Raw genomic sequence first — 14873 nt, 5'->3', positions numbered from 1 at the left:
GACAAGCTTTTTACAACTTGTCCCTGATTTTGCTCATCTTCTTCCGCTTTTATGGCGAAAAAATCAGAACGGTTTATTTTTTCTTACGTTTCAAACGTTTTTTAGCTTGTTCAGCAGCCACTTTATCAAGTGCTTCTTTTAACTCTTCATCACTAAAGGTCGTAATGTGCTGCAACATTTGCAGTGTCACATCATCCAAAACGAGGTTGGCATATTGCGCAACATTTTGGAAATTTTCATCAAACACAATGGCGTTGTTTTCATTGGTACTGATATAACCTTGTTGCGTTAAGACTTTAATAAAGCTTTGGAACAAGGCCTTATCAAAGAACTCTGGCGAGTTAAATTCATACAACACAGATAGACGTTGACCAACCAAGTGGCTGAGTTCTTCAACTTGACGGGTTGAGATGTTGCCTGAACCACGTTGTGTGATTAAAGCCAAAGTCATGTAGTAACGCTCAAGACTTTGCATCACAGGTGCAGCTAAGACCACTAACTGATTGTGCTGCTCTGAGTTAGGCGCAGGGGAGATCAGGTTGCCTTCTGCATCTTCAGAAATTAGCTTGGCTTTGATCAGTACTTCTGCATACGCACAGATCTGATCTTTAAGCTCTTCATCATTCCACTTGAGGAATAACTCAGCTTTTAAGAATGGATAGAGTGTACGAATGACATTAATCAAATCACCACGGCGAATAGAACCATTATGTTCAACCAAAGCGGCAATGAGTGATGGCAAAATAAATGCGTGCAGGATGTTGTTACGGAAGTAGGTTAACAGCACCGCTTGATTATCAGCAATGGCAATAATATCGCCAAGGACATGATTAACACGTTTAATCAGCTTGAGTTTCAAGCCATAAGCAATGATTTCTTTACCCGATAGCGGTGTCACTTGCATGCGTTCATCGTAAGGTAAGGCATTTAAAAGATCGCGATAGGTATCTAACTGCTTAATGCAAATCTCTTCATCTAAAGTATGTTTAGATGTCGCCAATAAAATCAGTGAAAGCAATGAAACCGGGTTCACCACTGCTGCACGGTTAATATTTTCTAAAATCACGTGTGCAGAACTGTTAATGGCATCCGAAACTTCTGGCGGAATTGGGTCGTCATTTTTCTCGATTTTGATGTTGCTTGCATTATGCTGTTTCAACATATCATCAAGGAAAACCGGCTCACCAAAGTTCAAATGCACTTTACCGAAAATACGTTCGATCTTACGCAGAGTTTTCATAATCCCAATGATCGATTCGCCTTCTTTCGGCTTACCATTCATTTCGCCAACGTAGGTCGCACCTTCCATTAAACGCTCATAGCCGATATAGGTCGGTAAGAACACGATCGGTTTGGCTGGATTACGTAAATGACCATGGACAGTCATGGCGAGCATGCCGGTCTTCGGTGGTAATAAACGACCAGTACGTGAACGCCCACCTTCGATGAAGTATTCAAGCGGTGTATTACGCGCCAAAATACTGTAGAGGTATTCTTTAAATACGGTGGTGTAGAGACCATTGCCACGGAATGAACGACGAATAAAGAACGCACCGCCGCCACGTAAAATTTGCCCGACAAATGGCATGTTTAAGTTATCGCCCGCAGCAATGTACGGCACCATTAAGCCACGTTTATAGATCACATATGACAATAATAAATAGTCGATATGGCTACGATGACATGGGGTGTAAATGATCTCGTAGTCTTTGGCTAGTTCACGAACGGTACTGAAGTTATGCACTTCGACGCCATCATAAAGCTGTGTCCACAGACGAGTCAGGGCTAAGTCAGCAAAACGTACTGTTGATGCAGAATAGTCAGAAACGATTTCATTTAAATAACCAATCGCACGACGTTCAGCTTCAACCATACTGATTTTACTGCGAATGCTTTCACGACGAATCGCATCTTGCACATCCGTAGATTTGATCAGTCCGTGCATCACATTACGACGGTCGGATAAATCCGGACCCAAAACCACTTCACGCTGCGCATCTAAATAATCATTCAGTGTGCTGACAATATAAGTCGCAGGTGACAAGTTTGGATGTGTAGTTTTGGCATATTCAACCAAACGACGCAAAGACTGTGGCTCATGGAATTCGAGGTACGATTGACGACCGTGCAAACCAATATTGACCAACTGCTTCACTTTGCTTGGTGTAGACCATGTATCGGTAAATAATAATTTAAACCAAGAATCTTCTTTATCGGGTTCACGACCCCACAGCACGGTTACAGGAACGAGCTCAACATCCGCATCAGGATTTTTTTCCAAAACCTCAATTAAACGCAATAAACGAGGTGGAAAGGCATGTGGCGGTGGATTGAGTAAGTTGTCTTCATCATGATGTTGTAAAAACACCACAGAGGCTTTTTCTGTTTGCGTACCCACAGTCATTGGGTCGAGTGCAGGGTGTAGCTTTAAACGACGGGTTTCACCATCGACAATTAAAGCATTGCTCCGTGAATGATTTTGCAGAACGTAGCAGGTAATTTTCGTTGTCTGTACGCCGGTATCTGTATCGGTTTCAGTCACTACAGGTTCTACAGGGACTTCACCTAAAACATGCGGTGTTACCACAAGGTCAAGCAGTTTACTCGAAAGCTTTCGATACATCTGACCAAAGCCGCTCTTGGACATACAAACTCCTACTTTTCATGACCAAACCACAGAGATTCTGAGGGGAATCTATTCTGCGTAATTGTACTTAAAAACTGTATGTCATTTTCTGACAAATTGCATAGATATTGTAAGATTTTATCGTTAAAAAACGTATTTTTAGCAGTTATATTGCATCAGCAAGGTGACAGATCAGTCAGCGAATCTTTAGGGTTTTAGTCTGGATTTATGGCAAAATGGAAAATATATTTAAACATCTGTTGATGTTGCCTGCGTTAGCTTAATCCCGAATGATAGATAGGTTTGTTATGAATGCCTTAACACAAGAGTTGGTTGATTTACTCAGCCTTGAAAAATTAGAAGAAAATATTTTTCGTGGGCAAAGCCGAAATTTGGTCGGGAAACGTGTCTTTGGTGGACAGGTTTTAGGTCAGGCGCTCCGTGCGGCATCTTATACGACAGATCGACCAGCTCATTCCTTACATGCCTATTTCTTATTCGGCGGTGATATCAATGCACCGATCATTTATGAAGTGGATCGTATTCGCGATGGACGCAGTTTTGTGAGTCGTCAGGTGCGTGCGATTCAACATGGTAAAACGATTTTTATGTGTATGGTGTCATTTGCAGAGCAAGAAGACGGGTTGAACTATCAAGTTGCAGAGCCAGAATATCCAGCCGTGGAAGATTTAAAATCTGAAGCTGAGCTGAAACGAATGATGGTGGAATTTGTCCCTGAAAACGTCCGTGCATCTTTTATGCGCGACCGTCATGTGGAAATTCGCCCGATTGATCCGCAAAACCCGTACCAACCGCAGCCTGCTGCGCCATCGTATGCACACTATATTCGTACCCATGACAAAATTGCTGCTGACGTTGATGACATCTCTTTACATCAGGCTATTGCGGCATTCTATTCAGACTTTACGCTGATGACGACTGCACTACGTCCACATGGTTTAAGTTATTTATCACCAAGTTTGCAGTGTGCGAGTATTGACCATGCCATGTATTTCCATAAGCCATTCCGTGTGGATGAATGGATGCTTTATGACATGGATGCCACGGTCAGTGCTAGTTCACGTGGTCTAAATTTCGGTCGCATGTGGCAAAACGGTAAGTTGGTCTGTAGTACGACACAAGAAGGCTTGATCCGTTTACGCGAAATTGAAACCCAATAAGCTTTAAGCACTATGTGTTAAGTCGTAAAAGCTGAATACTGAAAAAACCGAATCTTCTGATTCGGTTTTTTATCTCCGTCAATTTGGGGTTATGCAACTACTCACGGAATCGAGTTATCTAATTAGGGTGCAGTACAAATTGAATTGGGTTGAATACATGCTTTGCAGAATTGTAGCAGTATATGTGACAAAAAATTCCTCGATTCCCGGTGGGTCGCATGGCATAGTGCCTGAATAAAGGATGATAAATGCAAGGCACAATGAGCTTAAATACGCAGATTTTAATTGCCGCAATATTGGGTGTGGCATTTGGCTTTTTATTAATTCAGTTTCCAGAGACGCAGTTTTTATCCGCCAGCCTGTATGGCCTGGGGATTGCCAGTAGTATTTTTATTGGCTTGCTGAAAATGATCTTGGTTCCGCTGATCTTTAGTTCGATTGTGGTGGGGGTATCGAATTTACAAGCGGGTGGTCAGCTGAGTCGTACGTGGAAAATTACCTTAGCTTGCTGTGTCACCACCACGACTTTGGCACTGATCTTGGGTCTAGCATGTGCGCATATTTTTAAAGTTGGACAGGGCGTGGACATCGTCATGTTCCAAGATGCAATGCAACAACATCAGAGTCCTGACACCCTCACAGCAGGTTCATTCTTTACCAATTTTATTCAAAATACACTGATCAATCCGTTTAAAGCCTTTAGTGATGGCAATGTACTCGCTGTCGTGGTGTTTTCACTATTTTTAGGTGTGGCCTTGGTCAAAGGCGGTGAAAAATTTCGAAGTGTGAGAAAGCTCAGTCAGCAATTTTTTGACATCATGATGATGATCATCGGTTGGGTGATGAAGCTTGCACCGATTGGTATTTTTGCATTATTGGCTAAATTGATTGCTACCGAAGATATTTCGGTGTTGAGTCGCCTCGCGGAGTTTGCTGCCGTAGTCACAGGGACCACGATTTTCCATGGGGCAGTGGTGTTACCTCTGTTGCTTTGGATTTTTGGGAAAATGAGTCCACTGACATTTTTTAGAGGAACACGAGCTGCCTTAATCACTGCTTTTGCAACCAGTTCAAGTTCAGCAACGATGCCACTGTCGATGAAATGTGCGCAGGAAAATTTAGGCGTACGTCCTCAAACAGCAGGTTTTGTGATTCCATTGGGCACACAGTTAAATATGGATGGTACAGCGTTGTATGAAGCTGCTGCTGCGTTATTTATTGCTAACTTGATGGGCTTAGATTTAACCTTGGGTCAGCAGTTAATTGTCTGTGCAACCGCCATGATTGCGTCACTCGGCGCACCGGGCATTCCAAGTGCTGGAATGGTGACAATGATTATGGTTTTACAATCGGTTGGGCTTCCTGCAGAAGCCATTGCGATATTGCTGCCGATCGATCGTCTATTGGATACGGTACGGACTGTGGTGAACGTACAGGGTGATATGATGATTAGTGTGGTGGTGGATCGTCATACGCGAGATGTAGATGAACCAGCGTTGTCGAATTAAGCAGATAAAGAGCTAAAATGCGGGTTGTAGACGATCTCCCACAGATGCCCATCTAAGTCTTGAAAATAGCCTGCATAACCACCGTAAAACGTGGGCTGTGCGGGCTTAATTGTTTTTGCACCTGCGCGTTGGGCTTGTTGCATGATTTGATCGACGGCTGCGGTACTGTTGACGTTATGTCCAAGAGACATTTGAGTTGGACAAAACGCTGATGTACTGATTCCGGTGTCATGACTCAGGCTATCTTGCGGCCAGAGTGCGAGCTTTAAACCGTGTTGTAAATCAAAAAATGCCACAGCACCATGTTCAAATTCAGTCCCAATAATCCCTGCGCTATTTAGACCTAAACCCTCCTGATAAAACGCGAATGCAGCGTGTAAATCTTTCACGGCCAGTGTAATAACGGAGATGTGAGCGTGCATGGAGATGCTCCTGAACGGTGTATTTTTATTTTAGGATGAGACTGAGTATAAATGCATTTTAAAGAGAATAGGGAACTCGGAATACCTGTACTTTAAACCTTGAACTTATGACCTTATCCATCTTGAGTGTGTTGATTGCTCAATAAAAAATTGAGCGTAATGGATGTGGGTACAAAAAAAGCAGGGCGAACCCTGCTTAATACAGATTTTAAAGTAGTGTTTAAGCGACTTTCAGTGCGGCACGTTTTGCAGCAGGAGAGTTGTCGAGATAGGCAATCGCATCTTCAGTTTTCGCTTCATGCACAGGATCGTACCAAGGCATTAAATACCCCAATTGCTGCGACACTAACCAAAGCGGATGTGGCAATAAGCGATTGTCTTTTTGCGCGATACGCGCCCATTCACGCCAAATCCACGGTTTATATACGGCAGGTTTAATCGATGCATAGCGCGAGTCTTGCTGCATGATATGTGCTGCACCATCGACCCATAGACCAAGTACGGCAGCAATCACGATCACACTTTGATAATAGCGAGAAATATAGCCCCCACCGAGATGACGATACAAATCAAAAGCCACGGTACGATGTTCTATTTCTTCTGCGCCATGCCATTTTACTAGATCGAGCATATTCGGATCGGCACCGAGGCGTTCCCACTCTTTGTTGTATAAAGCATATTTGCCTAGTACACAGGTCATGTGCTCAACTGTTGCAATTACCCCTAAACGAAAGAGATCCCACTGATGATCCAAAGCTTTAGGTACGTTGAGCCCTAAAGGTTGGTCCGCAAGCAGTTTGCCAAAGAGAAAGTCCATGATTTCAAGGTTGCGTTGAATACTGATATTGCGGTGAGATAGATATTCTTTATTGGCAGAGTTATGCGCCTGAGCATGCATGGCTTCTTGGCGGATAAATGCTTTAACGTCCTCTGCTAATTTTTCATCTCTAATTTGCGGTAATACTTTGTTATACAGACGGCAAAACCAAAACTCACCTGCCGGTAAGATCATATTAATTTCATTAATAAAATAGCTGACAAAAGCTTGGTTGGGTACCCAGTCAACTTGAGTATCTTGCCACTCAAATTTCACTTTACGTGGCTTAATTTTATATTCGATTGATGATCCAAGTTTTGTGTTTCTCAAGCGGGAGAGTAATTTCATGACCTATCCTTGTTTTTATGTGATCGAGTACACATCTGATGTATTCAGTATCCAAAAAAAATCCTGCATTGTGATTAGCAATACAGGACATTTCATTATCTTCAGATGATACTTTTTGTCAGACAATCATCCTTGCGCTGACTTTAAAATTACTGGATTAGTGGTCTGAATTTTTGCCTTCAGCTTGGGGTAAATCTTCAGATGTAGTGTCGATGTCGTCGAATGCTTCCGCATCTGCATCGATTTCAATATCATCTTCCGATGCTTCAGGAATGCTATCAAGATCAAACTCTGTCGATTGTTCTAGAGTGAAGTTAAGACGACCCGCCATGACACTCGCTAACTCTTCTAAACCTTGTTTATTCAATGATGAGAACAATTGGATAGAGAAGTTCAGCTTCATTTTTTTCAATGCTGCTTTCACTTCTTGTAGTGCTTTAGAGGCTGGGCCACGGTTTAGTTTATCTGATTTGGTGAGCAGTACATGCACGAACAATTTACGTGAATGTGCCCATTCCAACATCATGACGTCAAAGTGTTGTAGTGGATGACGGATATCCATCAACAGCACAAGACCTTGTAAACTTTCACGGTGTATCAGATAGTTTTCTAACTCTTTTTGCCACACGATTTTCATCGCTTCAGGTACAGCGGCATAGCCATAACCCGGTAAGTCGACCAAACGCTGATCAGGATTTCCTAAACTGAAAAAGTTGATCATTTGGGTACGACCCGGTTTTTTCGACGCACGAGCCAATTGCTTTTGGTTGGTGAGCGCATTAATGGCACTCGACTTCCCTGCATTTGAGCGGCCAGCAAAGGCAATTTCATAGCCGGTATCTTCAACGCAGAGGTTGAGTTTAGGCGCACTCATTAAGAACTCAGCTTTGCGTAGCCAGTTGAGCGAGCGCACAGCATATTCAGTAATCGCAGAGTCTACTTTTTTCTCATAAGTAATCTTTTGCTTCGGCGCATTGGCCGCTTTACTGTTTCGTGATTTTCCTCTGTGCTGATGCATAACCCAACTTCAATAACTGATTTAACAACACGCATTATAAAGGAAGTCGGGCAGGCAAGCGAATTTTGTCGCAGGCAAAGTGAAATTAGAGATTGATCATTTGAATCGGAGATTGTGTTGTAAATTTAGATGCGCTGCTTGGTTGCAAGACATCGGCAAGTTTGTACTGATCGAGACTTTGATAAAACTGTTCTAAAGCTTGGTCTAAAATGCTTTTTAAACCACACTGACTGCGCAGTACGCAGGGTGGGTCATTGCATTCAACAATCTGGTGATTACCTTGCAAAATCCGTACGATTTGACCGAGCTGAGCCTCAAGTGCTTCAGGGTTAAGGCGGATGCCGCCACCTTTGCCGCGGCTGGTGATTAACCAGTTTTGCTTTGCCATAAAATGCACAATTTTCACCAAGTGATTACGCGAAACGTGCAGGTCTTCTGCAATTTCAGCAATGTTATAAGGCACATCACGAGGACGTGCGATATAGAGCAAAATGCGTAATGCATAATCGGTGAATTTATTGAGTTGCATGATAATACTGTGAGTCTGAGAGAAATAAATAAGGGCTAGTCTAGCATAACTAAACTAACCCTTTGTATTTCAGGTGAATAGCTTAGTTAGTGTTTTACACCACCAGTGCCGAAAGCTTCGCTGTGAATATTGCTAGCAGGAATACCACGAGCAATTAAAGCTTTCTGTTGTTCAGCCATAAATGGCATTGGACCGCAAAGGTAATAATCCGCATTGATCGGTAACAGTGCAGTATCCATGCTGCCTAAGTCTAGACGACCAGCAGCATCATAATCTTCACCTAACTTATCATTAGCATGAGGGAACTCATACGCTGTAAAGGTGCTAAGACGTGGGTATTTTGCTTCCAAATCCTGAATGTGTTTATGCATTGCATGCACTTGTTTGCTACGGCAGGCATGGATAAATGTTACAGGTTGTGGCATGTCTAAAGTCACCAACTGATTTAGCATCGCAATCATTGGTGTTAGACCTACACCACCACTGATAAAGACATTGCGTTTTTGTGAATCAATCAGGAAGAAATTACCTGTTGGTGCAGACACTTCGATTTCTGAACCGATCTCCAAGCCATGCAGTGTATTCGATACCCAACCTGGAACCAAGTCACCTTTCTGATCTTCACGTTTTACAGAGATACGTAAGTAGTTGTCTTGTGGGCTGGTAGACAGTGTATATTGACGTGGTTGTTTTAGACCCAGCTCATCGACCAATACACGTACAGAGATGTACTGACCTGCTTCATATTTTGGTAAATCACCACCATCAGAAGGCTCAAGGTAGAATGAGGTGATTTCATCACTTTCAGCCACTTTTTTCGCGATTTTGAAATTACGCCAACCTAACCAACTGCCTTTAGTTTGCTGATGTTGCTCATAAATCGCTTTTTCAGTGCTGATAAACAAGTCTGCCAATTGTCCATATGCTGCTGCCCAAGCTGCAATCAGTGGATCTTCCATTGAAATGCTTAATACTTCACTGATCGAGTGCAGCAAATTTTCGCCGACAATATTATAGTCTGGCGCTTGAATGTTAAGACTCACATGTTTATGCGCAATTAATTCTACAACTGGTAAAAGTACAGATGGGTCCTCAATATTTTCAGCATAAGCCAATACAGCACCCGCCAAGGCTTGTGCCTGAGCACCGCTGCGCTGATGTCCCATGTTAAAGGTTTCTTTGAGGTCAGGGTTATTGCCCAACATACGATTATAGAAGTAACCAGTCAGCGCGACACCATTTTCACGTAGAACAGGAACAGTAGCTTTTACTAGGTCAATTTGCTGCGGAGTCATAGCTGATCTCTCATGGCTGTTATTTATAAGATGTATTTAAAATACATTTTTAAATACATCCGCGCAATACATGTTTTAGTAAAAACCATAAAAAAATTATGGAATATAAAAAGATTCCATAAATTTGTACTTTTTAATTGGGCTTTTAGATTATTTCTTGCCGAAGATAGAACCTAAGAGGCCACGGATAATTTTCTGACCTGTCGACCCACCCAAGCTGCGTGCTGCACTTTTTGCAAAAGTTCCTACAGTGTCTTGAATCAGTTTTTCACGTTGTTTGGCTGAGCGCTCAGCTTCTTTTTGTTGTTCGCGTGTAAGGCGTTCTTGTTCACGCGCTTGCTGTTTAGCGAGTGCATCTGCTTCCTTGGCTTGTTGTTTGGCCAACGCTTCTTGTTCTTTGGCTTCTATTTTATCTTGTTCCGCTTGGACGGCTTGTTGTTGGCGCTCCGCCACTTTATTTTGTAAAAGTTCATAGGCACTTTCACGATCTGCTTCGGTGTCATACACACCTGCGACAACGCTATTTGCCATCAGAGCTTTGCGTTCTTCTACAGCAATTGGGCTAAATGAAGAGTAGGGTGGCATCACCCAAGCACGTTCAACAATTTGAGGTGTGCCTTGTTCATCTAGACAGCTAATCAGTGCTTCACCTACAGCCAGTTCCGTAATCACTTGATCGACTTTAAACGCAGGATTGGCTCGAAAAGTATCTGCTGCCGTCTTAACAGCTTTCTGATCTTTCGGGGTAAATGTACGTAGCGCATGCTGAACGCGGTTACCCAGTTGTCCTAAAACACTCTCAGGTAGGTCAAGTGGATTTTGCGTTACAAAGTAAATGCCGACCCCTTTAGAGCGAATCAGACGAACCACTTGTTCAATCTTTTCTTGTAAAGCAGGGCTGGCGTTATCAAACAATAAATGTGCTTCATCAAAGAAGAACACCAGTTTGGGTTTATCCATATCTCCAACTTCGGGCAATTGTTCAAACAGTTCTGACAGCATCCAAAGTAAGAAAGTCGCATAGAGCTTAGGGGTATTCATTAACTTGTCGGCTGCGAGCAGGTTGATGTTGCCACGACCTTGTGCATCCGTTTGAATGAAATCCATGATATTGAGCGCAGGCTCACCAAAGAACTTGTCACCGCCTTGATCTGCCAAGGCAAGTAAATTACGTTGAATTGCACCTAAACTTGCAGGCGATAAATTGCCATATTCATTTTTAAATTCAGCTGCATGTTCACTGACGTAGCTAATCATGGCTTTTAAGTCTTTAAAGTCGATGAGCAATAAGCCCTGATCATCGGCAATACGAAAGACCGCAGATAACACGCCTTCTTGCGTGTCGTTTAAATTCAGAATTCGGGCAAGGAGAAGTGGACCAATTTCAGAAATGGTGGTGCGAATGGGATGTCCTTGTTCACCAAACAAATCCCAAAACACCACAGGGGAGGCAGCAAAAGGAATGCTCTCGATATTTAAACTTTTAATTCGTTCGTCAAACTTAGGATTGCTTTCACCTGCTTTGGCAAGGCTAGAAACATCCCCTTTGGCATCGGCTAAAAATACAGGTACACCCAGCCGAGAAAAACTTTCTGCCAACACCTTCAACGTCACCGTCTTACCAGTACCTGTGGCCCCAGCAATCAAACCATGGCGGTTTGCAAATTGTGAATGAAGCACCACATCTTGTGTGGTGTCTTGTGTTTTTTTGCCAATAATAATTGGTGTACCCATAGATGTTCCTGTATTTATTCGAGTTGCTGTTTATTTAAATGTTGTAGTGCGTTTTCTATATCTTGTATTAAATCTGCAGGATGTTCTAGTCCTATACAAAAGCGAACCAGTAAGCCGGCTTGAATATGTGAATGTTCGAGTACACGCATATCTTTTAAGTTATATAGCATGACTAAACTGACTGGGCAACCCCAGCTAAAACCAAGCTTAAACAGTTTCAGCGCATCGCAAAAGCGGCGTACATCTTGCAAGCTATATTTTTCATTAAATACCACGCTGACCAAGCCGGCACTGTGTTGTTCTGTACAAATTTCTTTCCAATGCTGATGTCCTGCGGAAGCTTCATCAGCAGGATGTAAAACCTGTACAAAGGCTGGCTGCTGTTTTAGCCAATTTAATAAAGTTAAAGCACTTTGTGACTGGTGTTCATAGCGCAGGCGCATTGAAGCCAGGCTGCGTTGTACTTGTGCTGCATCATCACCAGAGATGCTAATGCCTTGAATGGCGTGGGCACGAAACAGTTTGTGATGAAGCTTTTTATCTCGTGTAATTACCGAACCCATCAAAATATCCCCGCCGCCACTTGGGTATTTGGTCAAGGCATGTACACTGATATCGACACTCAGATGCTCAGCACTGAAATCAAAAGCATTAAAGGCAAGTCCTGCTCCCCAAGTATTGTCCAGTGCAGTGAGAATGTTATGGGCTTGGGCTTTTTTGACCAAGCCGACTAAATCTGGAAACTCTAAAGTGACAGATCCAGCAGCTTCTAACCAAATAAGCTTGGCTTGCGCTGAAGGTGTGAATGAGTTGACATCAATCGGGTTATAAACCTTGACCACGATACCGTAGCGGGTTTCTAGGTTGCGTAGATGTTCCATATTTGGGCCATAGATATTATCTGCGACCCAAACCTCATCCCCCTGACTTAAAAAACATGAATTGACCAAATTAATTGCAGACAAACCGCTTGGTGCAAGTAAGTGATACAAGCCTCCTTCAATCTGAGCAAGCTGATCGCCTAGGGTAAATGTCGTGGGGGTACCATGCGTGCCATAGCTATAGTCATAATCATCGGTCCAATGGCGATTAAATAGCGCATCTGTATTTTCGAAAATTATAGTGGATGCACGAAACAGGGGAGGTTGAACACTATTGATGTATTGCGGTGCCATTCTTGGTGCATGAATGAGTTCAGTTTGAGGATTCTTTTTCACGTGGCGCTCTGAAATGATCAAAATAATAATGAATGTTCAAAAGAATACGACTAAAACGCATGGATTTACGATGCTTTTGTATAGAAAATTAAGTGAAAAGCAAAGTTGGCTTCATTCTTGCAAAACCGATATCAGAGCAACAACAATAGGTTTAGCGCATGAAGTCGCATTTAAAAGTACATTATTTTCAGCATATTGCTGGCGAAGGGTTCGGCAGTTGTTATGAATTTTTAAAACAGCATCAGGCCAAAATTACGGCCACAGAATTCTTTGCATTACCTGTCGATCAAGCCCTAGATCTCGAGGCTTTGCCGCATGTTGAAGATGTCGATTTACTTATCATTATGGGTGGGACCATGAGTGTAAATGATGAGGCAAATTTCCCATGGTTAAAAATAGAAAAACGATGGCTGCGACGCTATTTAGCACTCGGAAAACCCGCAATCGGGCTTTGTTTAGGTGGGCAATTGATTGCCAATGCCTTGGGTGGGGCGGTGAGTCGAAATGCACAACAAGAATTGGGTTGGACGACCATCCGTAAGGTCGCTAACGTACCGCATGACTGTTTCAAACTACCGGAAGAGTTTAAAGTCATGCAGTGGCACAGTGAAACATTTGAAATTCCCAAAGGAGCGGTATTACTGGCGGAAAATGATGCATGTCGTAATCAAATGTATCAAATCGGGCAAAATGTTTTGGGCTTCCAATTTCATCCTGAAATTACTCCAGAAGTACTCGATTTATTTTTGGAAAATGATGAAGAAGTGGCATTTTTTTCAGGAACACATGTACAGCCAGTACATGATCTACGGAAAAGTGCAAAAAACAAATTTATTGAGGGAAATCAGATACTAAACCAAGCAATAGAGTATGTATTAAGAAAAAATGCCTATTGATTAAAAGTTAAGCAATTGATCTTGCATAAAAAATGAAAAATATAAGAAAAACAGCAAAAGAGATTTGCTTATGCATTAAACAATAGCTATAATGGGCGACCCTTTGATGAAGGGGGTTAGCTACGAATAAAGTAGTTAACATCGTGACAGTCGCGGCATCGATCGTGACCTTAGTGATATTTCACTGCTCTTGACACTTGCCTCTTTTAAAGTGGGGTGAGATGCGTCAAGGGTGATTCTTTATATATTTGGCTTGGAGTTAACTGGTATGTCTAACCAGAGAATTCGTATCCGTCTTAAGTCTTTTGATCACCGTCTAATTGATCAATCAGCTCAAGAAATCGTAGAAACAGCAAAACGTACTGGCGCACAAGTTTGTGGTCCAATCCCGATGCCTACACGTATCGAACGTTTTAACGTTTTAACATCACCACACGTTAACAAAGATGCGCGTGACCAATACGAGATCCGTACTTACAAACGTTTGATCGACATCGTTCAACCTACAGATAAAACTGTTGATGCATTGATGAAATTAGATCTTGCAGCTGGTGTTGATGTTCAGATCGCTTTGGGTTAAGGCTTTCGGTTAATTAACGCTCTAAGTTAATTAGGCCGCTTTTTTAGAGGTTTATGCACATGGCTATTGGTTTAGTCGGTCGCAAGTGCGGTATGACACGTATCTTTACAGATGCTGGTGTTTCTGTACCTGTAACAGTGATTGAGGTTGATCCTAACCGCATCACACAAATCAAAACGCTTGAAACTGATGGTTATCAAGCGATTCAAATCACTACTGGTGAACGTCGCGAATCTCGCGTAACTAACGCTCAGAAAGGTCACTTTGCGAAAGCTGGTGTAGCTGCTGGTCGTCTAGTTCAAGAATTCCGCGCTACAGAAGCTGATCTTGAAGGTCGTGAAGTTGGCGGAACTATCGGTGTAGATGTGTTCACAGTGGGTCAAATTGTTGACGTTACTGGTACATCTAAAGGTAAAGGTTTCCAAGGTGGTGTTAAGCGTTGGAACTTCCGTACTCAAGACGCTACACATGGTAACTCTGTATCTCACCGTGTTATCGGTTCTACAGGTCAAAACCAGACTCCTGGTCGCGTGTTCAAAGGCAAAAAAATGCCTGGTCACTTAGGTGCTGAGCGTGTAACTACACAGGGTCTTGAAATCGTTGCTATCGACGCAGAACGTTCAGTTCTAGTTGTTAAAGGTGCGGTTCCTGGTGCTACTGGTGGCGACGTTACTGTTCGTCCTACTATCAAGGCCTGAGGGG

General features: G+C 42.7%; 13 protein-coding genes. 5 read left to right on the top strand and 8 right to left on the bottom strand.

What is annotated here, in order from left to right; all coding sequences use genetic code 11:
* Nucleotides 1-73: 73 nt before the first annotated feature.
* Nucleotides 74-2647 carry a glycerol-3-phosphate 1-O-acyltransferase PlsB gene (gene plsB, locus FTU17_RS08790; RefSeq protein WP_168379111.1) on the bottom strand — a complete coding sequence of 858 codons (2574 nt, stop codon included), beginning with the start codon at nucleotides 2645-2647 and terminating at the stop codon, nucleotides 74-76.
* A 287-nt stretch (nucleotides 2648-2934) separates the two neighbouring features.
* On the opposite strand from plsB, the gene FTU17_RS08785 reads away from it, so the two are divergent.
* Entirely contained in the window at nucleotides 2935-3807 is an 873-nt protein-coding gene (locus FTU17_RS08785; protein WP_180008449.1) for an acyl-CoA thioesterase II, read from the top strand.
* Between the two features lie 248 nt (nucleotides 3808-4055).
* Nucleotides 4056-5315 carry a dicarboxylate/amino acid:cation symporter gene (locus tag FTU17_RS08780; RefSeq protein WP_171525930.1) on the top strand — a complete coding sequence of 420 codons (1260 nt, stop codon included), beginning with the start codon at nucleotides 4056-4058 and terminating at the stop codon, nucleotides 5313-5315.
* On the opposite strand, the gene FTU17_RS08775 is transcribed toward FTU17_RS08780, so the two are convergent.
* The 7 genes from FTU17_RS08775 to FTU17_RS08745 all read right to left on the bottom strand — a co-directional run bounded on the left by FTU17_RS08775 (nucleotide 5312) and on the right by FTU17_RS08745 (nucleotide 12695).
* On the bottom strand, nucleotides 5312-5737 hold the full coding sequence (locus FTU17_RS08775) for a VOC family protein (protein WP_180135119.1): 426 nt from the start codon (nucleotides 5735-5737) through the stop codon (nucleotides 5312-5314). The two genes, FTU17_RS08780 and FTU17_RS08775, sit on opposite strands and share 4 nt — an antisense overlap.
* Nucleotides 5738-5957: 220 nt before the next feature.
* Nucleotides 5958-6902: a metal-dependent hydrolase gene (locus tag FTU17_RS08770; RefSeq protein ID WP_180135118.1), complete on the bottom strand. Its 945-nt coding sequence runs from the start codon at nucleotides 6900-6902 to the stop codon at nucleotides 5958-5960.
* 157 nt (nucleotides 6903-7059) lie between these two features.
* Nucleotides 7060-7920 carry a ribosome biogenesis GTP-binding protein YihA/YsxC gene (gene yihA / locus FTU17_RS08765; RefSeq protein WP_180110386.1) on the bottom strand — a complete coding sequence of 287 codons (861 nt, stop codon included), beginning with the start codon at nucleotides 7918-7920 and terminating at the stop codon, nucleotides 7060-7062.
* Nucleotides 7921-8005: 85 nt separating this feature from the next.
* Entirely contained in the window at nucleotides 8006-8449 is a 444-nt protein-coding gene (locus FTU17_RS08760) for an Rrf2 family transcriptional regulator (RefSeq protein ID WP_078192461.1), read from the bottom strand.
* Between the two features lie 86 nt (nucleotides 8450-8535).
* Entirely contained in the window at nucleotides 8536-9744 is a 1209-nt protein-coding gene (gene hmpA / locus FTU17_RS08755) for an NO-inducible flavohemoprotein (RefSeq protein ID WP_078192460.1), read from the bottom strand.
* Nucleotides 9745-9894: 150 nt separating this feature from the next.
* Nucleotides 9895-11478 (bottom strand): helicase HerA-like domain-containing protein, encoded by a 1584-nt coding sequence (locus FTU17_RS08750; protein ID WP_180135117.1) that lies wholly within the window; start codon nucleotides 11476-11478, stop codon nucleotides 9895-9897.
* A 14-nt stretch (nucleotides 11479-11492) separates the two neighbouring features.
* Nucleotides 11493-12695, bottom strand: a complete 1203-nt coding sequence (locus tag FTU17_RS08745) for a PLP-dependent transferase (RefSeq protein ID WP_180135116.1) — start codon at nucleotides 12693-12695, stop codon at nucleotides 11493-11495.
* Nucleotides 12696-12853: 158 nt separating this feature from the next.
* On the opposite strand from FTU17_RS08745, the gene FTU17_RS08740 reads away from it, so the two are divergent.
* The 3 genes from FTU17_RS08740 (at nucleotide 12854) to rplC (ending at nucleotide 14869) form a co-directional block, all read left to right on the top strand.
* Complete coding sequence (locus tag FTU17_RS08740) at nucleotides 12854-13591, top strand: type 1 glutamine amidotransferase (protein ID WP_078189281.1); 738 nt, start codon at nucleotides 12854-12856, stop codon at nucleotides 13589-13591.
* A gap of 268 nt (nucleotides 13592-13859) precedes the next feature.
* Nucleotides 13860-14171 (top strand): 30S ribosomal protein S10, encoded by a 312-nt coding sequence (gene rpsJ, locus FTU17_RS08735; RefSeq protein ID WP_000070912.1) that lies wholly within the window; start codon nucleotides 13860-13862, stop codon nucleotides 14169-14171.
* Nucleotides 14172-14230: 59 nt separating this feature from the next.
* A complete protein-coding gene (gene rplC / locus FTU17_RS08730) occupies nucleotides 14231-14869 on the top strand; it encodes a 50S ribosomal protein L3 (protein WP_078189280.1) in 639 nt (212 codons plus the stop codon).
* The last annotated feature ends 4 nt before the right edge of the window (nucleotides 14870-14873 follow it).

The organism is Acinetobacter sp. YH12070 (genome assembly GCF_013419625.1).
Lineage (GTDB): Bacteria > Pseudomonadota > Gammaproteobacteria > Pseudomonadales > Moraxellaceae > Acinetobacter > Acinetobacter amyesii.
The sequence above is the reverse complement of the archived record's forward strand: the minus strand, read 5'-3'. Positions and strand labels throughout refer to the sequence as shown.